The following is a 22,395-nucleotide window of genomic DNA, read 5'->3' as shown; positions in this document are numbered from 1 at the left end:
GCGCGCCGGTGGAACTGGCGTGCGTCCTTCGCAGCGATGCGGCCGTAGGATCACCCGCACCATGGCCCGCATCCCCGACGGTTTCATCGACGATCTCCTCGCACGATCCGACATCGTGGAGATCATCGGCGCGCGCGTGCCGCTGAAGCGCCAGGGCAAGGAATACTCCGCGCGTTGCCCCTTCCACGACGAGCGCTCGCCGTCGTTCACGGTGTCGCCGGTGAAGCAGTTCTACCACTGCTTCGGCTGCGGCGCGCACGGCACCGCGCTCTCGTTCCTGATGAACTACGACCGCCTCGAATTCCTCGACGCGGTCGAGGAGCTGGCCAAGCGCGTCGGCATGGAAGTGCCGCGCGACACCCAGCAGCGCAACGCGAATCCGGAGACCCAGGACCTCTACGGCGCGGTCGAGGCGGCGGCGAAGTTCTTCCGCAAGCAACTGGGCTCCAGTGCGAAGGCGCAGGCCTACCTCGATGGCCGCGACGTCAGCGAGGCGATCCGCGAGCAGTTCATGATCGGCTACGCCCCCGACGGCTTCAGCGCGTTGAAGGACGCGCTCGGCAACGACGAGCGCCGCCTGCGCCTGCTCGAACGCGGCGGCCTGTTCTCGAAGAACGAACGCGGCCACGTCTACGACAAGTTCCGCGACCGGGTGATGTTCCCGATCTTCGACCGCCGCGGGCGCGTGATCGCGTTCGGCGGGCGCGTGCTGGAGAAGGACGACAGCCCCAAGTACCTCAATTCGCCGGAGACGCCGCTGTTCCACAAGGGCCGCGAACTCTACGGCCTGTGGCAGGTGCGCCAGGCGCAGCAGAAGATCGAGCGCCTGATCGTGGTCGAGGGCTACATGGACGTGGTCGCGCTGTTCCAGCACGGCGTGACCCAGGCGGTGGCCACGCTCGGCACCGCGACCACGCCGGACCACGCCGAGCTGCTGTTCCGCAATGCCCCCGATGTGTACTTCTGTTTCGACGGCGATCGCGCCGGCCGCAGCGCCGCGTGGAAGGCGGTGGAATCGGTGCTGCCGCGGATGAAGGACGGACGCCAGGCGTTCTTCCTGTTCCTGCCCGAGGGCGAGGATCCCGACACCATCGTGCGCCACGAGGGCCGCGAGGGCTTCGAGGCACGCCTGCGCGCAGCCACGCCGCTGTCGCAGTTCTTCTTCGATTCGCTCAGCGCCGCCGACGTCAACCTCGCGACGCTGGAAGGCAAGGGCCGCTTGGCCGAACGCGCCAAGCCCCTGCTCGCGCAGATTCCCGACGGCGCCTTCGGCGACCTGATGAAGCAGCGCCTGACCGAACTGACCGGAGTCGGCGCCCGCGCGAGCACGCCCGACACGCACGTGCCGGCGCAGCGCGCGAACGCGCGCATGGGCGCGCCACACGCGAACAAGCCATCGCTCGTGCGCAGCGCGATCACCCTGCTGCTGCAGCAACCGGCGGTGGCGCTGGCGGTGCCCACCTCGCTGCACTTCGCCTCGCTCGAGCAACCCGGCGTCGAACTGCTGGTGGAGATGATCGAGCTGGTGCACCAGCGTCCGGACATCTCCACCGGCCTGATCCTCGAGCACTTCGGCGAGCGCCCGGAAGCGGCGGCGCTGGCGCGGCTGGCGATGGCGCGCGGGGTCGAGTCGACTGCGGTGACGGCGGCCGATTCGCGCGTGTTCGATGACCTCGAGATGCATCGGCAGACCTTTATCGGCGCGATCTCGGGGCTGGAATCGCAGGCCGTGAAGCAACGCATCGGCGCGCTGGAAGCTCGCGTGCGCGAGGGCGGCTTCGCCGCGCTGAGCCAGGCCGACAAGGCCGAGTTGCTCGAGCTGCAGGGCGTCGCGCGCCGGCAGGACATGGGCACGAACTGACTCACGTGCGGCAGCGACGTGGCGCGGGGTAGCGCAGCGCACCGGAGCCTGCAGGGTTGTGATGCGAGCAACGACGCCGCTCCTCCGCTCGGCGCTGCGCGGCGCCGCACGATGATGGCAACCCGGGCGCACCGGCGCTTGCCCAGGCACAGCGGTGGCGTGGAGCGTGCAGAACCGGCCGAACCGATCGCGGCGCGGTGCGTGGAAAGCGACGCGGCATGACTTCCGGCCGGGCTTGGCAAAGCGTCGTCGGGCTAAGCTCGCGGAGTCATCCGGGGAGTCCACCATGTCCATCCGCCGCACCCTGCCCGTCGCCGCGCTCGCGCTCGCCTGCCTGCCGGCCTTCGCCCAGAGCGAACCGCCCGCACCGCAGAACGTCATCCGTGAAGAAGTCGGCAACCGCATCAGCGAGAACATCCCGGCGATCCCGGGCGAGCTGCTCGAGCAACTCAACCGTTACCAGAACACGCGCGGCGCAAGCCTGGCCGGCTGGACCCGCGACGGCTGCCTGCTGATCAGCACGCGCTTCGCCGAGACCGCGCAGGCGCACCGGGTGTGCCAGCCGCTGGGCATGCGCGAGCAGCTCACCTTCTATCCCGAGCCGCTGGGCGGCATCACCGCCGCGCCGGCCACCTCGCCGCTCGACGGCTTCGTGTTCGGCAAGGACAAGGGCGGCGATGAGTTCTCGCAGCTGTTCTGGTTCGACCTCAAGAGCCGCAGCACCACCCTGCTGACCGACGGCAAGCGCACGCAGAACGGCGGCGCGCTGCTCTCGCGCGACGGCGCGCGCATGGCCTACAGCAGCACCGCGCGCAACGGCACCGACACCGACATCTGGGTGCGCGATGTCGCCACCGGCGCGGCCAAGCCGTTGGTGACCGAAGGCGGCAGCTGGAGCGCGCAGGACTTCTCACCCGACGGCAAGCGCCTGCTGGTGACGAAGTACGTCTCGGCGGCCGAGTCGTACCCGGGCGTGGTCGACGTGGAATCGGGCAAGCTGGAGCTGTTCCCGGTCGACGGCGGCAAGGCGGCATTCGGCGGCTTCGCCTTCGCGCCCGACGGACGCGGCGTGTATTTCGTCTCCGACGAGCCGCTGCAGGGCAAGCCGCAGGAGTTCCAGACCCTGCGCTACCACGACCCGGCCAGTGGCAGGCTCGACGTGCTCACCCGCGCCATTCCGTGGGACGTCGACGGCTTCACCGTCGCCGAGGACGGCAGGCACCTGGCCTACGTCACCAACGAGGACGGCATCAGCAAACTGCACGTGCTCGCCCTGCCCGCGCACACCGAGGTGAAGCTGCCGGCGCTGCCGATCGGCGTGATCGGCGGTTTCAGTTTTTCGCCCGACGGCCAGCGCCTGGCGCTGACGCTCAACAGCGCGACCTCGCCCAGCGACGTCTACGTCGTCGACCTGGCCAGCGCGAAACTCAGCCGCTGGACCCAGAGCGAAGTCGGCGGCCTCGACGCGAGCAGGTTCGTCGCGCCGACGCTGGTCCGTTATCCCACCTTCGACAAGGTGAACGGCAAGACCCGCACGATTCCCGCGTTCTACTACCGCCCCGCCAACATCCGCGCGGGCGCCAAGGTGCCGGTGGTGATCAACATCCACGGCGGCCCCGAGAGCCAGTCGCTGCCGACCTTCAGCCCGACCGCGCAGTACCTCGCCAACGAACTGGGCGTGGCGGTGCTGGTGCCGAACGTGCGCGGCTCATCCGGCTACGGCAAGACCTACCTGGCGCTCGACAACGCGGACAAGCGCGAGGACTCGGTCAAGGACATCGGCGCGCTGCTCGACTGGATCGCCAGGCAGCCCGAGCTCGATGCCTCGCGCGTCGCCGTGCAGGGCGGCAGCTACGGTGGCTACATGGTGCTGGCCTCGCTGATGCATTACAGCGACCGCATCCGCGCCGGTGTCGACATCGTCGGCATCTCCGACTTCAGCACCTTCCTCACCAACACCGAGAGCTACCGTCGCGACCTGCGCCGCGCCGAGTACGGCGACGAGCGCACGCCGCAGATGCAGAAGGTGTTCGCGGAGATTTCGCCGGCGCGCCATCCGCAGCGGATCAAGTCGCGCCTGTTCGTCGCCCAGGGCAAGAACGACCCGCGCGTGCCGTACACCGAGGCCGAGCAGATCGTGAAGGCGGTGCGCGGCAACGGCCAGCCGGTGTGGTACCTGCTGTTCAACGACGAAGGCCACGGCTTCAAGAAGAAGGCCAACAACGATTACTACGGCGCCGCCACCATCCTGTTCTGGCAACAGCACCTGCTCGGCAACGGCGCGAAGTAAACCGCCGCTGCGGCGCATGGAACGGCCCGCCACGTGCGGGCCGTTCTGTTTTCCGGGGCGGGATTGGCAGTGTGGCCGGTCGGCGGCTGGATGGATCGGCGCGCTCGACCGGGGCCGCGGACAACCGCGATGCACACGCTTGTGGCAGCGCAGGCGGAGTGCCGCCGGGCGTGTTCCGGGTTCGCGCGTGCCGCCTACGGATTCGCTGGCGACGCGAGCCAGCGCCGGCTGCATCTGTTCCTTCGGATCCGGTTGGCGCGTGCCGCCTTCCCTCTCCAGGTAGGCGTGGCCCGCGTGGGCATTCGCACGCGGAGGAGTTGCCGGTGTTCGCGGTGCTGTTGGCGCTGCCGCGGCGACCGCGCTCGCGGCCTCAGCCGGCGCGCGTGCCTTCGCAGCGCGCGAACAGGTCGAGCGTGGCGTTGTACTCGGGTGTGCGCACCTGCAGCAGGCCGAGCACCGAGGAGAACAGGTTGTCCTGGCTCACCGGCGCGTCGCTGCGCGCCTTCAGGCAGCCCGTGTCGACGCCACGCGACGCCGCGAACTGCGGCGACAGCCACACCAGCAGCGGCACCCGGGTCTGCACGGCCGGCGCGATCGCGTACGGCACGCCGTGCAGGAACAGGCCGTTCTCGCCCAGCGATTCGCCGTGGTCGGACAGGTAGATCAGCGCGGTGTCGCGGTCGCCCTGCTCGCCGAGGAAGCGGATCGTGCGGGCGATGAAGTCGTCGGTGGCCAGCACCGCGTTGTCGTACGCGTTGACGATCTGCTCGCGGCTGCACTGGTTCAGGTCGGACGTGTCGCAGGTCGGGGTGAAGCGGCGCAGGCGCGCGGGATAGCGCTGGTAATACGCCGGCCCGTGGTTGCCCAACTGGTGCAGCACCACGACCTGGTCGCCGGGATTGCCGGCAATGCGCTCGGCCAGGCCGTGCAGCATCGCCTCGTCGTGGCAGCCTTCCTTGGTGCAGGCGCCGGCCACGTCGCCGTGCTCGAACGACTCGAACGCCAGGCCTTCGCACACGCCCTTGCAGCCGGTCTGGTTGTCGCGCCAGAGCGTGCGGATGCCGGCATGCTCGAGCACGTGCAGCAGCGATTCGGAGTGCTTGATCCGGTCCTTGTCGTAATGCGCGCGGCCGTACATCGAGAACATGCACGGCAGCGAGATTTCGGTCGCCGAGCCGCAGGCCGTGACGTCGCGATAGTTGATCGGACCGTCCGCGCCCTGCGCCAGCGCCGCCAGCTGCGGCGTGGTCTGGCGGGCATAGCCGTTGAGGCCCCAGTTCTGCGCGCGCACGGTCTCGCCGACCACGAGCACGAGCAGGCGCGGCCTGGCGCCCGCGGGACGGCCCACCACCTTCGCCTGCGTGCCCACCGGTTCGCGCGGGACGTTGCGGTCCTTGTGCGCGTCGTGCGCCACCTGCAGCAGCGACACGAGGTAGTTGCCGGGCGTCACCAGGTAACGCACTTCGCGGTGGTTGCGCACCAGCGCGGCGATGCTCTGGAACGAGGCCAGCAAGGCCGTCGCGGTGACCACGAGCGCCAGCAGGATCACCGCCGCGCGCACGCCGATGGCCCGCAGCAGCGGGCGCGGCTTGAGCCGCACGCGCCACAGCAGCACCGCCGGCAACACGCCGTACAGCAGCAGCGAGGGCAGCGCGGCGAGCGAGACGAGTTCGTGCGACTCCTTGCCGTCGGTGTGCAGGATGTTGCGCAGCATGTCGGCGTCGAAATACACGGTGTACGCGGACATGAAGTAGGCCGCCGCCGCGCTCGCCAGCAGCAGCACGGTCAGCAGCGGCTTCGCCGTCCAGCGGTTGAGCAGCACGCCCAGCAGCACCGTGTGCAGCGCGGCGATGGCGACGAACAGGCTGGCGGCGGTGAGCGCGCCCTTGGCCCCGTGCAGGGCGCCGGTGGCGGCCACCGCGCGGAAGAAGGTGCCGTTGCTCGCCACGGCGAAGTACAAGGCGGCGATGACCGCGAGCGCATCGACGCTCAGCTGCGGACGGAGCCGCGCGGCGCGCGCGCCCCAGGACGCCAGGCGTTCCAGGCGCCCGACCGGCAGGATGGCAACGGTGCTCACAGGGTGTCGGCCGGTGGTGGGGCGGAGGTCGAAGGCACGGCGGGCGACTCTAGCCCATGGCCCCTGCCCCAGAACGCGCGCTGCATCACCACCGCGCAAGCCCAGCAGATGGCGACGGCGGCCATGTCGTGCGACAGGAAATGCGCCCCGCGCAGCTGCTGCGAGATGCCGAACAGCAGGCCGGCGCCCAGGCCCACCGCCAGCCCCACCCAGCGCAGGCGCGGCTTCACCGCGAGCAGGAAGAAATACAGGGCCAGCCAGGTGTAGCCGCCGCCGGCGTGCCCGGCCGGGAAGCACACGCCGCGGGCCATGCCGGCCGGGCGCAGTTCGAACAGGCCGAAATACGCGCGCGCGCCGCCGTAGCGCAGCAGGTCCCACGGGCAGTCGACGTTGGACCAGGACTTGATCCACGCCACCAGCAGGGTCGACAGCGCCGTCGCCACCAACAGGTAGGACAGCGGCCGGCGCAGGTGCGTCCAGCCCGGACGCAGCCACGCCACCAGCCAGGCGGCGAACACCGCCAGCCATGCCGCGGTGCTGAGGTTGCGGCCGAACAGGTGGATCAGGTTCTGCGTGACCCAGGCGTGCCGCAGCGCCCAGGCGTGGCCTTCCCAGGCATACAGCCGGTCGGCCAGCCACAGGTCGCCATGCAGGGTGGTCCAGACCACGAACAGCAGACCCAGCGCCAGCAGCGGCAACAGCCCGTGCACGCGGTAGAAGCCCGGAGCCCGCCAGGCCGGGACGGTCGCGCGCGCGGGCAGAACGTCCGGCGGCGGGGCCGCAGCGAAGACGCGGGCGGTGAGGTTGGAACCAGGGGCAGGCATGCAGGACGCGGGGGCTCGGGACGGCGGAAATGGTCGGCCGCGCGCTGTCGGAGAACGGTGGGAGGGACATTCGCAATGCGTTAACCGTTGTGTCGCCGATCACGGTTGCGGCGGCGCCGCTGCGGCGCGGTGCTATCGTCGCGGCGCTCCGACGGCGCTCCGACGCCGCGGATCGCAAGCTGGCCGGCCGGCACGCGGTGCCGGCGCAATTCAGAGAGCCGACGCATGCGCGTGCTGGTGGTGGAGGACAACCGGAACCTGGTCGCGAACCTGTTCGAGTACTTCGAGGCCCGCGGCTACACCCTCGATGCCGCTCCCGACGGTCCGACCGGCCTGCACCTCGCCCTTACCCAGGACTACGACGCGGTGGTCCTGGACTGGATGCTGCCGCGCATGGACGGCCGCGAGGTCCTGGCGCGCCTGCGCGATGCCGGCCGCCAGGTGCCGGTGCTGCTGCTCACCGCGCGCGCCGAACTCGACGACAAGGTCAGCGGCTTCCGCAGTGGCGCCGACGATTACCTGACCAAGCCCTTCGACCTGCCCGAACTGGAGGTGCGGCTGGAGGCGCTGGTCGCCCGCGCCGGCGGCCGCGGCAAGCGCGTGCTGCAGGTGGCGGACCTGCGCTACGACCTCACCACGCTCGAGGTGACGCGCGGCGGGCGCTCGCTGCACCTGTACCCGGCCTGCCGCAAGCTGCTGGAACTGCTGATGCAGGCCAGCCCCGCCGCCGTCCCGCGCGAGCGCCTCGAGCGCGGCCTGTGGGGCGACAGCCCGCCCGACGGCGACATGCTGCGCTCGCACGTGTACGAGCTGCGCCGCAGCGTCGACGGCCCGTTCGCGGTGAAATTGATCCACACCCTGCCGCGCGTCGGCTACCGCCTGGCGGTCGGCGACGAGGCCGACGGCATGGAAGCAGACGAATGACGCCCGGCCCCGCCGCCGCGCCGCGCGTGCGCAGCCTGCGCAGCCGCATCCTGCTGGCCCTGCTCGGCTACGTGATCCTGCTGTCGATCGTGGTGATCGCGCAGGGCAATCTCGTGCACGAGCGCGCCGAGCGCCTGGTGTGGCGGGCGATGCTCAACTCCGAACTGGACCACGCCGTCGAGCGGATGCGCGACGAGCCCGGCTACCGCTGGGTCAACACCAACACCATGGCGCTGTACGACGCGCGCGACCCCACGTTGCCAGCGCCGCTGCACGGCTTCGGCCCGGGCCTGCACGACGACGTCGAGATCGAGGGCCGCTACTACGTGGTGCTGGTGCGGCGCGCCGGCGAACGCACCCTGCTGCTCACGCTCGACGTCACCGATTTCGAGCAGCGCGAAGTGCACACCGCGGTCAACGTGGTCGGCGCCGCGCTCGGGCTGATCGTGGTGCTTGGCCTGATCGTGGCGTGGGTGGCGAACCGCATGGTGCGGCCGCTCAGCCGCATGGCCGAACAGATCGGCGGCCTGCGTCCCGACCTGCCGGCGCAACACGTCGACGTGCACGAATCGGCGAGTTCGGAACTGCATGTGATCGCCGATGCGCTCAATGCCTACCTGCGGCGCAATGCGCACTTCGTCGAGCGCGAGCGGGCCTTCATCGATACCGCCAGCCACGAACTGCGCACGCCGGTGGCGGTGATTTCCGGCTCCGCCGAACTGGCGCTGCAACAGCCGGGACTGCCGCCGGCGGCGCAGCACCAGCTCGCCCGCATCCATCGCACGGCGCACGACGTCGAGCAGCTGATCTCGCTGTTGCTGGTGCTCGCGAAGGAGCCGACCCGGCTGGTGCAATCGAGCGAACGCGTCGCGCTCGACCAGCTGTTGCCGGAGATCGTCGCGGACCACCAGTACCTCACCCGCGACAAGGCCCTGTCCATCGTGCTGGCGCCGCTGCCGCCGGCCGCGATCACCGCGCCGCTGCCGATCGTGCAGGCCGCCATCGGCAACCTGCTGCGCAACGCGATCGAGCACAGCGACCGCGGCGAGATCCGCGTGCGCCTGGAAGCGCCCGCCACCGTCGTCATCAACGATCCCGGTCACGGCATGACCCCGGAGGAAATCAGCGCGATCTACGCGCGCCTCGCGCGCGGCGGCGGCGATCGCGGCGGCGGCATCGGCCTGGACCTGATCTCGCGCCTGTGCGAACACCTGGGCTGGCGCCTGAGCATCGCCTCGGACGAAGGCAGCGGCACGACCACGACCCTGACGTTCGCGTAGCGGTCCTGCGTTCACGCGCAAGCGGCGGCCAACGGAGCCGCGCGCGGGCTATTTCGAGCGCGAATCCTTGACCACGTCGCCGCCCTTCATCACGAACGGCACCGACTCGAGCACGGTGACGTCCTGGCTCGGGTCACCCGACACCGCGATCAGGTCGGCGAACCGGCCGGCCTCGAGCACGCCGCGATCGTTGCGGCCGAGCGCGTCGGCGGCATTCACGGTCGCCGCCTGGATCGCCTCCACCGGCGTCATCCCGTACTTCACCATCCAGCGGAACTGGCGGGCGTTGTCGCCGTGCGGATACACGCCGGCGTCGCTGCCGAAGATCATCTTCGCGCCGGCGGCATGCGCCTTGCGGAAGTTCTCCCGCTGCACGTCGGCGATCTCGCGGTCCTTGCGCAGGTTGTCCTCGAGCACGCCGTTCTTCTTGCCTTCGGCCTGGGTGTACTCGGTGTTGTAGATGTCCATGGACAGCCAGGCGCCGCGCTGCTTCGCCAGCTTGATGCCCTCGTCGTCGATCAGGCTCGCGTGCTCGATGGTGTCGACGCCGGCGCGGATCGCGTCCTTGATGCCGGCGGCGCCGTGCGCGTGCGCGGCGACCTTCATGCTGGCCATGTGCGCCTCGTCGACGATCGCCTTCATCTCGTCGAGCGTGAGCTGCTGCGCGCCCGGCTCGTCGCCGTGCGAGAACACGCCGCCGGTCGCGCAGATCTTGATCACCTGGGCGCCGTACTTGCGCAGCGTGCGCACGACCTTGCGCCCCTCCTCGGGGCTGTCGACGTTGTACGGGCCCTTCTGGTCCATCGACGGCGGGAAGAAGGTGGAGTCGCAGTGGCCGCCGGTCGCGCCCACGGCATAGGTCGCGGTGACCACGCGCGGACCGGCGATCTTGCCTTCGTCGATGGCCTGGCGCAGGCCGACGTCGTTCCACGCGTCGGCGCCGACGTTGCGCACGCTGGTGAAGCCGGCCTGCAGCGTGCTGAGCGCGTGCGGCACGGCCAGCACGGACCAGAAGCGGTCGCCGTACTGCAGGCCGGTGTAGCCGCCGTAGGTGGGATCGCTGTCGAGGTGCACGTGCATGTCGATCAGCCCCGGCAGCAGGGTCATGTCGCCCAGGTCGTAGCGCGGGAAGCCGGCGTTGGTGATCGCCGAACCGCGGCCCTGCACGACCTGCGTGATGCGACCGTCCTCGACCACCACGGTCACGTCATGCAGCATGCGGCCGCTGCGCACGTCGAGCATGCGCGCGGCGGACACGACGGCGTTGCCGTGGTCGGCGGCGTGGGCGGCGGGCGCGAGCAGGCACAGCAGCGACAGCGTCAGGTTACGCAGGGCGGGCATGGCCGGGGACCTCGTCGGGATGCGGGCGGCGTCAGCCGACCTGGTTGAATTCGATTGGCGCCGCCGGCTGCAGCCACGGCAGCAACCAGTGGTCGACCAGCAGGAAGGCGAACAGCGCCATCAGGTACACGATCGAGTAGCTGAAGACCTTCATCGCGTACAGCTCGTCCGGCGGGTCCATCAGCTTCCACGCGTGCCAGATGAACACCGCGCCCAGCACCAGCGCGCCGCCCAGGTAGAACCAGCCGCTCATGCCCGCCGCGAACGGCAGCACCGTCACCACCACCAGCAGCAGCGTGTAGAACAGGATCTGCCAGCGCGTGTACTGCACGCCGTGCGTCACCGGCAGCATCGGCACCATCGCCTTGCGGTAGTCCTCGCGGCGGAAGATCGCCAGCGCCCAGAAATGCGGTGGCGTCCACACGAAGATGATCAGCACCAGCAGCAGCGCATGCGACCAGTCCCACTCGCCGCGCATGCCGGTGATCGAGGCCCAGCCCAGCAGCGGCGGCGCCGCGCCGGCGATGCCGCCGATGACGATGTTCTGCGGCGTCGCTCGCTTGAGGAACACGGTGTACACCACCGCATAACCGATCAGCGAGGCGAAGGTCAGCAGCGCGGTGATCGGGTTGACCCACAGGCCCAGCACCAGCATCGACAGCGCCCCCAGCGCCAGTGCGAACGCGAGTGCCTGCTTCGGGGTGATCTGCCCGGCGACGATCGGGCGCCACGAGGTGCGCGCCATCTTGGCGTCGATGCGCGCGTCCAGCAGCTGGTTGATCGCCGCCGCACTCGAGGCGGCCAGCCAGATGCCGAGGAAGCCAAGCAGGCCGCGGCGCGTTTCCTCCAGCGTGGGCAGGCCGTCGATCGCCAGCAGCATGCCCACCAGCGCGGTGAACACGATCAGCGCGACCACGCGGGGCTTGGTCAAATCGAAGTACTGGCGCAGGGTGCCACTCATCGGCTCAGTGCTCCGGCGCCCGCAGGCGCGCCAGCAACGACACCAGCACGAACAGCAGCAGCGCGGCGCCGGCGTTGTGCAGCACCGCCACGGCCAGCGGCAGGCCGAGCTTGACGTTGGCGATGCCCAGGGCGACCTGGGCCAGCGCCAGCACGGCCATAAGCCCGCCCCAACCGCGCATGCCGGGCATGCGCAGCAGCTTCAGCGCGAGCCACAGCAGGTACGCGAACACCACCAGCGCCATCGTCCGGTGGGCCAGCTGGATCGCGATGCGCGATTGTCCATCGAGGATGCCGCCTTCGTAGTCGACGCCAATGCCGCGCCAGAGCACGAAGCCTTCGCGGAAGTCGTGCGGCGGCCACCACTGGCCCACGCACTGCGGGAAGTCGTTGCCGCAGGCGAGCGCGGCGTAGTTGGCGCTGGTCCAGCCGCCCAGCGCGATCTGCAGCGCCAGCAGGACCAGGCCAACGATCACCCAGCGGCGCAGCGCCGCGGCGTCGGCCAGGCGGATCGGCAGGCCGGTCGCGCGCCACGCCATCCACGCCAGCAGCGAGAACGTGGTGAGCCCGCCGAGCAGGTGCCCCATCACCACGATCGGCTTGAGCAGCCAGGTCACGGTCCACATGCCGAGCAGCGCCTGGAAGATGATCACCGCCAGGGTCAGCACCGCGACGCGGCTGAGGTCGGTGTTGCTCCAGCGCCACGCCGCGAACAGCAGCACCAGCTCACCCGCCACCGCGAGCGCCGACGCGGCGACGTGCAGCCCACGCATGTACAGCGGGATCGCGATCGCCACCAGCACCGCGGCAAGCACGACCTGCAGGGCGCCGCGTGCGCGCCGGCGCGCGGCCAGCAGGGCCAGCGTCAGCACCAGCACGCCGAGCAGGCCCGCGATCATGCGGTGCACCTGCTCGCGCCAGGCCTTGTGGGTCTCGAACGGACGGATCGCGCTCGCTGCGTGCTCGCTCACTTCCTTCGCGGCGCCCGGCCAGGTCGCGCGGCCGTAGCAGGTCGGCCAGTCGGGGCAGCTCAGGCCCGCGTTCGACAGGCGCACGAACGCGCCGAACACGATCACGCCCAGGGCGAGCGCCACGGCGAGCCAGGCAAGGCGATGGAAGTTCCGGTGCAGGGCGGTCCGGGTCGGTTTGATCGTTGCGTTCATGCGCGGGCGTGCCTTACTTCAGCTTCAGCAGCTTGGCCAGGTCGGAACGCAGGTCGCCCGGGTCGGCGCCGGCAGCGTAACGCAGAATCACGAAGCCGTTCGGATCGATCACGTACACCGGCACGCCACGGCCGCCACGCCAGGTCACCGCATCGGCGCGCGGCAGCCGCGCACGCAGGACCGGGTCTGGTTGCAGCAGGCGCAGGTTCGGGATGGCCGGCGCGCCGTCGGGCAACGCGCACGGGGTCGCCGCGCACAACCACAGCACGTCGACGCGCGTGGCTTCGCGGCCGAGCAGCTCCCACACCGTGTAGAGGTCGCGCGCGGTCTTGGCGCACTCGGCGCCGCAATCGGCCGGCGGCGCCAGCGCGATGCGCCAGGTGCGCGCGATCGGATTCCAGCGGTAGTCGCCGCCACCGAGCAGCTTCGGCGCCGCCGCGCGCAGGTCCGCGGGCGGCTGCAGCAGTTCGCCCTTGTTCTTCATGCCGGCCGGACGCCAGCCGGAAAAGCGCAGCACACCGGCGAAGATCAGGCTGCCGAAGAACAGCGCGAAGATCGCCAGCAGCAGCATGCGGTTGCGGTTGCGGGTGCTGCGGTCCGGCAGCGGCTCGGAAGCGTTATCGGTCATGGCGGGCTTTGCGGAAGGTCAGGATCAGGGCCGTGGCGAGCACGGCGATGGCGAGCGCGAACCACTGCAGCGCGTAGCCGCGGTGGCGTTCCGGCGGCAGGGTATTGGCGAGCAGTTGCAGGTCGCGTGGGTAGCCCACCGGCAGCGCCGGGTCCAGGCGCAGCACGCGCGGCGCCAGCGGCGCCGGCAGCTTCAGTGCGCGCGAGATCGCAGCGGTCTCGATCCGGGTCAGCACCCAGCCGTCGCCCTGCGGCGCGAGGCCGGCGCCCAGGCGCACCCCGGACGACGGCGGCGGCGTCAGCAACCCGCGCACCTCGACGACACCCTGTGGCAAGGCAATCGCCGGCATGGCGCGATTGCCCGGCAGCGGCAGCCAGCCCAGGTCGACCAGCAGCGGCGGCGCACCGTCCGGCAGGAACACGCGGTAGGCATGCACGCCCACGCGCCCGTCGCGCTGCTGGTTGTCGAGCCACAGCGGACCACGCGCGTCGAAGCGACCGCGGCCTGCGCTCCACTCGTAAGCGCGCACGCGCGTGGGGTCGGCCGCGTGCGCCAGCGGCACCGGCGTGCGCTGCGCCAGCACCCGGGCGACGGCGTCGAGCATCGCCTGCTTCTCGACCGCGCGTTGCGATTGCCACACGCCCAGGCGTGCGAACAGCGCGATCGCCAGCAGCGCCAGCGTCCAGCCGAGCACGAGGCTGCGCCTGCGGGTCACGCGCGGCCCCTGGCCGGCTGCGATAATCCCCGGGCAGGCGCGCAGGGCGCGCCCCGGAGCGTCGCCATGAAGACCCTGATAATCATCGCCGTCCTGATCCTCATTCTTTGGAACCTCGGTGCCGGCCTGTATTACATGATGGTCGACAAGGGCGAGAGCAAGCGCACGGTGAACGCGCTGACCCGTCGCGTCGCGCTGTCCATCGCGCTGATCATCGGCGTCGTCATTGCCGCCAAGATGGGCTGGATCGAATTCCACGGCGTCGGCCGCGGCCCGTAACTCTGCATCCGCCGCGCCGACGCGGCGCTTCCCCAAAAGCAAAAGGCCCGGGACCGCGGCTCTTAAGCCTCAGCCCGGGCCTTCGCGTACCGGCTTACAGCACGTAGACGAACAGGAACAGGCCCAGCCACACCACGTCGACGAAGTGCCAGTACCAGGCCACCGCTTCGAACGCGAAGTGGTGTTCCTTGTTGAAGTGGCCCTTGGCGCAGCGGAACCAGATGATCGCCAGCATGATCGTGCCCAGCGTCACGTGCGCGCCGTGGAAGCCGGTGAGCATGAAGAAGGTCGAGCCGTAGATGCCCGAGCCCAGGGTCAGGTTGAAGTGCTTGTAGGCCTCGATGTACTCGCTGCCCTGGAAGTACAGGAACAGCGCGCCCAGCAGCACGGTGGCGCCGAGGAAGCCCAGCAGCAGGCCGCGGTGGCCGGCCTTCAGCGCGTGGTGCGCGATGGTCACGGTCACGCCCGAGGACAGCAGGATCATGGTGTTGAGCAGCGGCAGGCCCCAGGCCGGCACGGTCTGGAAGCTGCCACCCACGCCCGCCGGGCCGTTGGTCGGCCAGCCCGCGGTGTAGCCGTTCCACAGCAGTGCGTTGGTCATCACGCCGTCGCCTTCGCCCGACAGCCACGGCAGCGCGTACTGGCGCGCGTAGAACAGGGCGCCGAAGAACGCGGCGAAGAACATCACCTCGGAGAAGATGAACCACACCATGCCCATGCGGAACGAGGTGTCGACCTGCTTGTTGTAGTTGCCCTTGATCGACTCGCGGATCACGTCGCCGAACCAGCCGAACAGCACGCCGGCCAGCAGCGCGATGCCGAAGAAGAACACCGGCTTGCCCCAACTGGTGGCGTTGAACCAGCTGGCCAGGCCGACCATGGTGGTGAACAGCGCGATCGAGCCGAGGAACGGCCAGCGGCTGCTGTGCGGCACGAAGTAATGGTGGGCGTCTGCGTGTGCTTGAGCCATGGCAGGTGTTCCGTCAGGTGCTGTGCGAAAAGTCAGGGCGCCGCGCGCGAACCCGCCGTGCTACCGGCCAGTTTCGCGGTCAACGCTTCGTTCTTGAAGAAGGTGTAGGACAACGTGATCGTCTTCACGTCAGCCGGCAGGTTGGGGTCGACGATGAAGCGCACGGGCATGTCGCGCGTCTCGCCGGCCTGCAGGGTCTGGGCGGTGAAGCAGAAGCATTCGGTCTTGCTGAAATAGCCCGACGCGCGCGCCGGCGCGACCGAGGGCACCGCGCTGCCGACGATGGCGCGCTCGCTGGTGTTCACCGCCTTGTAGGTCGCCTCGTACTGCTCGCCCGGACGCACGGTCATGGTCAGCTGGTTCGGGGCGAACTGCCACGGCAGCTTCGAATTGACGCCGCCGTCGAACTGCACGGTGACGATGCGCGCGTTCGCCGGCTTCGCGTTGGCGACGCCTTCGGCGGCCGTGCGATCCAGGCGGATGCCCAGGACCTTCTCGCACGCGATGCGGTACAGCGGGATCAGGCTGAAGCTGAAACCGAACGCGGCGATCGCCACCAGCACCATCTTCGCGATGCCGCTGGTCGGCTTGCGCGCGCCATTGTCCGCGGCGCCGCTCATTTCGACATCCCCACCAGGGCGATGAAGCCGGCGTACACCACCACCGCGATCACCGCGATCCACAGCGCCAGGCGACGCGCGCGCTTGCGGCGTGCGTCGACTTCATGCGGCGGGAGCGGTTGCGGGTTCATCGCGGTACGGCCGTCGGATCAGTGCGTGATGTCGCCGTGGGCGAGGTCGCCGTCGCGGATCACCGGCGGCACGCTGAAGGTGTGGTGCGGCGCCGGGCTCGGCACGGTCCACTCCAGGCCCTTGGCGCCGTCCCACGCGCGCGCCTCGGCCTTGGCGCCGTTGCGCTTCGATTGCCACAGCACGAAGGCCATCATGAACGGGGTCAGGAACATGCCGAACGCGCCGATCGAGCTGACCAGGTTCCAGTCCGCGAACACCACGTTGTAGTCCGGGATGCGGCGCGGCATGCCGGCCAGGCCCAGGAAGTGCTGCGGGAAGAACAGCAGGTTGACGAACACCATCGTCCACCAGAAATGGAACTTGGCCAGGCTCTGGCTGTACATGCGCCCCGTCCACTTCGGCCACCAGTAGTAGACGGCGGCGATGATCGAGAACAGCGCGCCCGTCACCAGCACGTAATGGAAGTGCGCCACCACGAAGTAGGTGTCGTGGTACTGGAAGTCCGCCGGCACGATCGCGAGCATCAGACCGGAGAAGCCGCCGATGGTGAACAGAATCACGAACGACAGCGCCCACAGCATCGGCGCCTCGAACGAGATCGAGCCGCGCCACATGGTGGTGACCCAGTTGAACACCTTCACGCCGGTCGGCACCGCGATCAGCATGGTCGCGAACATGAAGTAGATCTCGCCACCGAGCGGCATGCCGACGGTGAACATGTGGTGCGCCCACACGATGAACGAGAGGAAGGCGATCGACGCGGTCGCGTACACCATGGCCTGGTAGCCGAACAGCGGCTTGCGGCTGAAGGTCGGGATGATCTCCGACACGACCCCGAACGCCGGCAGGATCATGATGTAGACCTCGGGATGGCCGAAGAACCAGAAGATGTGCTGGAACATCACCGGGTCGCCGCCGCCGGCGGCGTTGAAGAACGAAGTGCCGGCGTACTTGTCGGTCAGCAGCATCGTCACCGCGCCGGCGAGCACCGGCATCACCGCGATCAGCAGGAACGCGGTGATCAGCCAGGTCCAGCAGAAGATCGGCATCTTCAGCAGGTCGATGCCCGGGGCGCGCATGTTGAGGATCGTGGCGATCACGTTGATCGCGCCCATGATCGAGCTGATGCCCATCATGTGGATGGCGAAGATCGCGAAGGCGACGTTGTTGCCGCCCTGCAGCGACAGCGGCGGGTACAGGGTCCAGCCACCGGCCGGGGCGCCGCCTTCCATGAACAGCGTCATCAGCAGCAGGGTGAAGGCGAACGGCAGGATCCAGAACGACCAGTTGTTCATGCGCGGCAGCGCCATGTCCGGCGCGCCGATCTGCAGCGGGATCATCCAGTTGGCCAGGCCGACGAAGGCCGGCATCACGCCGCCGAAGATCATGACCAGCGCGTGCACCGTGGTCATCTGGTTGAAGAACTCGGGCTTGACGAACTGCAGGCCCGGCTGCATCAGCTCGGCGCGGATGATCACCGACATGAACGCGCCGACGATGAACATCACGAACGAGAACACCAGGTACAGCGTGCCGATGTCCTTGTGGTTGGTCGAGAAGAACCAGCGCTCGATGAAGCCCTGCTTGTGGTCGTGGGCGTGGTCATCGTGGTGCACTGCGGGGTGCGCGGCTTCGTAATGCGTCGACATGGTCGTGCCTCGGTAACTCGTTCGGATCAGCCGGCGACCGCAGCAGCGGCCGGGGCTTCGATGGCAGCAGCGGCGGGCGCTGCCTCGGTGGACGCGGGCTCAACCGGCGCCGGCGCGGCCGGCGCTGCCGGAGCGGCGGGCGCCGGCACGTTCTTCGCCTTCTGCTGCGCCAGCCACGCGGTGTACTCGGCCTTAGGCAGCACGCGCACGACGATCGGCATGAAGCCGTGGTCCTTGCCGCACAGCTCGGCGCACTGGCCGCGGTACACGCCCGGCTCGGTCACTTCGGCCCAGGCTTCGTTGACGATGCCGGGGATCGCGTCCTGCTTCCAGCCCAGCGCCGGCACCCACCAGGCGTGGATGACGTCGTCGGCGGTGATCACGAAGCGGACCTTGGTGTCGACCGGCAACACCAGGGCGTTGTCGACGTCGAGCAGGTAGTTCGGATGGTTGGCCGTGCGCGCGTCCGCGTGGCTCTGGCGGACCTCGTCGCTCTTGCGGTCCAGGCGGCTGGTGAAGCTCACGCCCTCGCCCAGGTACTCGTACTTCCACATCCACTGGTAGCCGGTGACCTTCACGGTCATCTGCGATTCGCGGGTGTCGTACATGTTGATCAGCTTGCTGGTGGCCGGGAAGGCCATCAGCACCAGCAGCACGATCGGGATCACCGTCCAGATGATTTCCAGCTTGGTGCTGTGGGTGAAGTCCTTGTCCGGCACCGCGCCCTTGGAGTGGCGGAACTTGAACATGGCCACGAACATCGCGCCGAACACCAGGATGCCGATGGCGATGCAGATCCACAGCGACAGCATGTGCGCCGAGTAGGCGTTGTGCGCCAGCGGCGTGGCGCCCTCGCCCATGTTGAGCTGCCAGCGGTGTGGCGCATGGCTCCATGTATCGCTGGCGGCCTGCGCGAACGCGAGCACCGGTGCGGCCATCGCGGCTGCGCCCATTGCCCACTGTCCCGCGGTCCGAAGCTTGCTACGACCGGCATTCATCAGTTCGAGCCCCGAAAAGATCAGTTGATTCGTGTGTCGCTCCGCGGGCTGCCTCGGCCGGCGCCGCTTCGACGAAGCGGAACCGCGCGGAACGAGGTGGCTGGCGGGGTCCGGACCGGAGACCGTCGATCGGGTCGGCCGGAACCCATCACGCCGGAGGCCTGCCCTGGGCGGGCGGGAGCTTCGCGGACGCTACGGAATAACTGCGAAATGGTAGCGACCGGGCCGCGGACGGGCAACCCGCAATTGCCGCGCGGCGCGCTGGGTTCAGCCGGCAAAAGCGGCAAATCCGCCACAAAACCCGCGCCCGCGCGTGCCGGCGGTTGGCGATTCGGGCCCGCGCGCACTCGGGCCGAGGCTCTAAACTATGGGGCTTCCCACCGCTCTCGCGGATCCGATGAACCCAGCCACCACCGCCCCGGTCCCGGCGGGCGCCGCTTCGCCCGCGCCGGACCTGATCAGCCCCGAACTTCCCCCCGCGCCCTCCGGCCCCCGCGCCGCGGTCACCGCCGGCTGGGTGCGCGACGAGGCCGCCCATGTCCGCCATCTGCTCGAGCAGGCCCGCCTGCCCGACGCCGAGCGCCTCCAGGCACAAGCCACCGCCGCGGACCTGGTGCGCCGGGTGCGCACCCGCGCCAAGGACCAGGGCGCGATCGAGGCCTTCATGCGCCAGTACGACCTGGGCAGCGAGGAAGGCGTGCTGCTGATGTGCGTGGCCGAGGCGCTGCTGCGCATCCCCGACGAGGACACGGCCGACAAGCTGATCCGCGACAAGCTGGGCGATGCTGACTGGAAGAGGCACATGGGCCAGTCAGACTCGCTCCTGGTCAACGCCTCGACCTGGGGCCTGATGCTGACCGGCCACCTCGTCAACCTCGCCGACGAAACCAAGCGCGACGTGCATGGCGCATTCAGCCGCCTGCTCGGCCGCGTCGGCGAGCCGGTGATCCGCCTGGCGGTGCGCCAGGCGATGAAGATCATGGGCCACCAGTTCGTCATGGGCCGCACCATCGCCGAAGCGCTGGCCCGCTCGCAGAAGGGCGACAACGCCGGCTACCGCTACTCCTTCGACATGCTCGGCGAAGGCGCGCTCACCACCAGGGACGCGTTGCGCTACCTGCAGGCCTACCGCGACGCGATCCACGCGATCGGCAGGAGCGGCGACTACACCAGCCGCGAGGTCTTCGGGGTGCCGTCGATCTCGGTGAAGCTGTCGGCGCTGCACCCGCGCTACGAGCACGCCAAGCGTGAGCGCGTGTTCGCCGAACTCACCCCGCGCGTGCTCGAACTCGCGCAGCTGGCCAAGTCCTACGGCATCGGCTTCACCATCGACGCGGAAGAAGCCGATCGCCTGGAACTGTCGCTCGACGTGATCGCCGCGGCCTACGCCGATGCCTCGCTCGAGGGCTGGGAAGGCTACGGCCTGGCGATCCAGGCCTACCAGAAGCGCGCCCCCGAAGTGATCGACTTCATCGCCGACCTCGCCCGCAGGCACGGCCGCCGCATTCCGGTGCGCCTGGTCAAGGGCGCGTACTGGGACAGCGAGGTCAAGCGCGCGCAGGTCGACGGCCAGCCCGGCTACCCGGTGTTCACGCGCAAGCCCAACACCGACGTGAGCTACCTCGCCAACGCCCGCAAGATGCTCGAAGCCGGCGACGCGATCTACCCGATGTTCGCCACCCACAACGCGCAGACCATCGCCACGATCCACCAGCGCGCGAAGGCGATGGGCCGCGCGAAGCACTTCGAGTTCCAGAAGCTGCACGGCATGGGCGACGACCTGTATGCGGAAGTGATTCCGGCCGATCGCCTCGACGTGCCGTGCCGGGTGTACGCCCCCGTGGGTTCGCACGAGGACCTGCTGCCGTACCTGGTGCGCCGCCTGCTCGAGAACGGCGCCAATTCCAGTTTCGTCAACCGCATCACCGACGAGTCCATCGCCATCGATGACCTCATCCAGGATCCGGTCGCCACCGTGTCCGCATTCGAATCCATCGCGCATCCGCGCATCCCGCAGCCGGTCGACCTGTATCGCAGCTACGGCATTGAAAGGAGCAATTCCATGGGCGTGAACCTCGCCAACGACGACCAGCTGCGCGCGCTCGCCGAGCAGGTCAATGCCGCCACCCGCGACGGCTGGCGCGCCACGCCGCTGGTGCCCGGCGCGAACGTCACCGGCCCGAACATCGCCGTCACCAACCCCGCCGACCGCCGCGAGACCGTCGGCCAGTGGCAGGCGGCCAATGGCGCCACCGTCGAGCTCGCGCTGCAGAACGCCGTCAATGCTTTCGACGCATGGAACGCGACGCCGGCCGCCTCGCGCGCCGCGATCCTCGAACACGCCGCCAACCTGCTCGAGCAGCGCATGCCGCAATACATCGCGCTGTGCACCAAGGAAGCCGGCAAGACCATCCCCGATGGCGTCGCCGAAGTGCGCGAGGCCGTGGACTTCCTGCGCTACTACGCCGCGCAGGCGCGCGCGCTGTTCAAGCCCGAGGCCCTGCCCGGCCCGACTGGCGAATCCAACACCCTGCAACTGTCGGGCCGCGGCGTGTTCGTGTGCATCTCGCCGTGGAACTTCCCGCTGGCGATCTTCATGGGCCAGGTCTGCGCCGCGCTCGCCGCCGGCAACGCCGTCATCGCCAAGCCGGCCGAGCAGACCAACCTGATCGGCTACTTCGCGATCAAGCTGCTGCACGAGGCCGGTGTGCCGGAAGCCGCGGTGCAGTTCCTGCCAGGCGACGGCGCCACCGTCGGCGCCGCGCTGACCCGCGATCCGCGCGTGGCCGGCGTGGCCTTCACCGGCTCGACCGATACCGCGCGCGCGATCAACCGCGCGCTGGCCGCGCGCGACGCCGCGATCGGCGTGCTTATCGCCGAAACCGGCGGCCAGAACGCGCTGATCGCCGACTCCTCCTCGCTGCCGGAGCAGGTGGTGAAGGATGCGATCTCCTCCGCGTTCACCTCGGCCGGGCAGCGCTGCTCGGCCGCGCGCGTGCTGTTCGTGCAGGACGATATCGCCGACAAGGTCACCCACATGCTCGCTGGCGCAATGGCCGAGCTGAAGGTGGGCAATCCGGGCCTGCTCTCCACCGACGTCGGCCCGGTCATCGACGAGGACGCGCTGAAGATGCTCAGGGACCATGCCGCGCGCATGGACCGCGAAGCGACCGCGATCGGCGCGGTGGCGCTCGACGGCGACGCCGCCCACGGCAGCTTCTTCGCCCCGCGCGCGTATGCCATTGCCTCGATCGACGTGCTGCACAAGGAGATCTTCGGCCCGGTGCTGCACGTGGTGCGCTGGAAGTCGGACCAGCTCGACAGCGTGATCGATGCGATCAACGGCACCGGCTACGGCCTGACTCTGGGCATCCATTCGCGCATCGACGAGACCGTCGAGAAGATCGCCTCGCGGATCAAGGTCGGCAACTGCTACGTCAACCGCAACCAGATCGGCGCGGTGGTCGGCGTGCAGCCGTTCGGTGGGCAGAACCTGTCCGGCACCGGCCCCAAGGCCGGCGGCCCGCACTACCTGCCGCGCTTCACCACCGAGAAGACCATCACCATCAACACCACCGCCGCCGGCGGCAACGCATCGCTGCTGACGCTGGGCGACTGAACCGGCCGTCACCGGTGGCGCCGCGGCGCGCCAGCCCGGCGCAGCAAAGAAAAAGCCCCGCAAGT

18 protein-coding genes are annotated in these 22,395 nt (G+C 69.5%); 6 read left to right on the top strand and 12 right to left on the bottom strand.

Annotated features, from left to right (window positions below; genetic code table 11):
* Positions 1–61 precede the first annotated feature (61 nt).
* The gene (gene dnaG, locus BP05_RS15400) at positions 62–1,861 is read left to right on the top strand and encodes a DNA primase (RefSeq protein ID WP_496365043.1); all 1,800 of its coding nucleotides are present in this window, start codon (positions 62–64) and stop codon (positions 1,859–1,861) included.
* Between the two features lie 286 nt (positions 1,862–2,147).
* Entirely contained in the window at positions 2,148–4,151 is a 2,004-nt protein-coding gene (locus BP05_RS15395; protein WP_496365041.1) for a S9 family peptidase, read from the top strand.
* A 370-nt stretch (positions 4,152–4,521) separates the two neighbouring features.
* On the opposite strand, the gene BP05_RS15390 is transcribed toward BP05_RS15395, so the two are convergent.
* Positions 4,522–6,228, bottom strand: coding sequence for a phosphoethanolamine transferase (locus BP05_RS15390; RefSeq protein WP_496365039.1), 1,707 nt, complete (start codon positions 6,226–6,228; stop codon positions 4,522–4,524).
* The gene (locus tag BP05_RS15385; RefSeq protein ID WP_496365037.1) at positions 6,225–7,052 is read right to left on the bottom strand and encodes a phosphatase PAP2 family protein; all 828 of its coding nucleotides are present in this window, start codon (positions 7,050–7,052) and stop codon (positions 6,225–6,227) included. The genes BP05_RS15390 and BP05_RS15385 overlap by 4 nt, the downstream gene beginning before the upstream one ends.
* A 225-nt stretch (positions 7,053–7,277) precedes the next feature.
* Here BP05_RS15385 and BP05_RS15380 point away from each other — a divergent pair, with 225 nt between their 5' ends.
* Both BP05_RS15380 and BP05_RS15375 read left to right on the top strand, forming a co-directional pair.
* A complete protein-coding gene (locus tag BP05_RS15380) occupies positions 7,278–7,976 on the top strand; it encodes a response regulator transcription factor (protein ID WP_496365035.1) in 699 nt (232 codons plus the stop codon).
* Complete coding sequence (locus BP05_RS15375; protein ID WP_496365033.1) at positions 7,973–9,256, top strand: sensor histidine kinase; 1,284 nt, start codon at positions 7,973–7,975, stop codon at positions 9,254–9,256. Before BP05_RS15380 ends, BP05_RS15375 begins: the two co-directional genes overlap by 4 nt.
* 48 nt (positions 9,257–9,304) lie before the next feature.
* Here BP05_RS15375 and BP05_RS15370 read toward each other — a convergent pair whose 3' ends face one another.
* Genes BP05_RS15370 through BP05_RS15350 form a run of 5 tightly spaced genes read right to left on the bottom strand, consistent with a single transcriptional unit; the run spans position 9,305 to position 14,063 of the window.
* Entirely contained in the window at positions 9,305–10,597 is a 1,293-nt protein-coding gene (locus BP05_RS15370) for a Xaa-Pro dipeptidase (protein WP_496365031.1), read from the bottom strand.
* A gap of 31 nt (positions 10,598–10,628) precedes the next feature.
* Complete coding sequence (gene cyoE / locus BP05_RS15365) at positions 10,629–11,558, bottom strand: heme o synthase (protein WP_496365029.1); 930 nt, start codon at positions 11,556–11,558, stop codon at positions 10,629–10,631.
* A gap of 4 nt (positions 11,559–11,562) precedes the next feature.
* Complete coding sequence (locus BP05_RS15360; protein WP_496365027.1) at positions 11,563–12,720, bottom strand: COX15/CtaA family protein; 1,158 nt, start codon at positions 12,718–12,720, stop codon at positions 11,563–11,565.
* Positions 12,721–12,733: 13 nt separating this feature from the next.
* Complete coding sequence (locus BP05_RS15355; protein WP_496365025.1) at positions 12,734–13,348, bottom strand: redox-active disulfide-containing membrane protein; 615 nt, start codon at positions 13,346–13,348, stop codon at positions 12,734–12,736.
* Positions 13,338–14,063: an SURF1 family protein gene (locus BP05_RS15350; RefSeq protein ID WP_496365023.1), complete on the bottom strand. Its 726-nt coding sequence runs from the start codon at positions 14,061–14,063 to the stop codon at positions 13,338–13,340. The genes BP05_RS15355 and BP05_RS15350 overlap by 11 nt, the downstream gene beginning before the upstream one ends.
* 66 nt (positions 14,064–14,129) lie before the next feature.
* Here BP05_RS15350 and BP05_RS15345 point away from each other — a divergent pair, with 66 nt between their 5' ends.
* Positions 14,130–14,342 (top strand): twin transmembrane helix small protein, encoded by a 213-nt coding sequence (locus BP05_RS15345; RefSeq protein ID WP_496365021.1) that lies wholly within the window; start codon positions 14,130–14,132, stop codon positions 14,340–14,342.
* A gap of 94 nt (positions 14,343–14,436) precedes the next feature.
* On the opposite strand, the gene BP05_RS15340 is transcribed toward BP05_RS15345, so the two are convergent.
* The 5 genes from BP05_RS15340 to coxB are packed head-to-tail and all read right to left on the bottom strand — an operon-like array spanning position 14,437 to position 18,666.
* Positions 14,437–15,312 (bottom strand): cytochrome c oxidase subunit 3, encoded by an 876-nt coding sequence (locus BP05_RS15340; RefSeq protein WP_496365019.1) that lies wholly within the window; start codon positions 15,310–15,312, stop codon positions 14,437–14,439.
* Between the two features lie 32 nt (positions 15,313–15,344).
* The gene (locus BP05_RS15335) at positions 15,345–15,932 is read right to left on the bottom strand and encodes a cytochrome c oxidase assembly protein (protein ID WP_496365018.1); all 588 of its coding nucleotides are present in this window, start codon (positions 15,930–15,932) and stop codon (positions 15,345–15,347) included.
* Positions 15,929–16,063: a hypothetical protein gene (locus BP05_RS15330; RefSeq protein ID WP_496365016.1), complete on the bottom strand. Its 135-nt coding sequence runs from the start codon at positions 16,061–16,063 to the stop codon at positions 15,929–15,931. The genes BP05_RS15335 and BP05_RS15330 overlap by 4 nt, the downstream gene beginning before the upstream one ends.
* An 18-nt stretch (positions 16,064–16,081) precedes the next feature.
* Positions 16,082–17,713, bottom strand: coding sequence for a cytochrome c oxidase subunit I (gene ctaD / locus BP05_RS15325; protein WP_496365014.1), 1,632 nt, complete (start codon positions 17,711–17,713; stop codon positions 16,082–16,084).
* Positions 17,714–17,739: 26 nt separating this feature from the next.
* Positions 17,740–18,666 (bottom strand): cytochrome c oxidase subunit II, encoded by a 927-nt coding sequence (gene coxB, locus BP05_RS15320; RefSeq protein WP_496365012.1) that lies wholly within the window; start codon positions 18,664–18,666, stop codon positions 17,740–17,742.
* A 442-nt stretch (positions 18,667–19,108) separates the two neighbouring features.
* Here coxB and putA point away from each other — a divergent pair, with 442 nt between their 5' ends.
* Complete coding sequence (gene putA / locus BP05_RS15315) at positions 19,109–22,330, top strand: bifunctional proline dehydrogenase/L-glutamate gamma-semialdehyde dehydrogenase PutA (RefSeq protein ID WP_496365011.1); 3,222 nt, start codon at positions 19,109–19,111, stop codon at positions 22,328–22,330.
* The last annotated feature ends 65 nt before the right edge of the window (positions 22,331–22,395 follow it).

The sequence above is a fragment of the Lysobacter oryzae DSM 21044 genome, from assembly GCF_059568595.1.
Note: the sequence above shows the minus strand (reverse complement) of the source record. Positions and strands in the feature narration are given on the sequence as shown.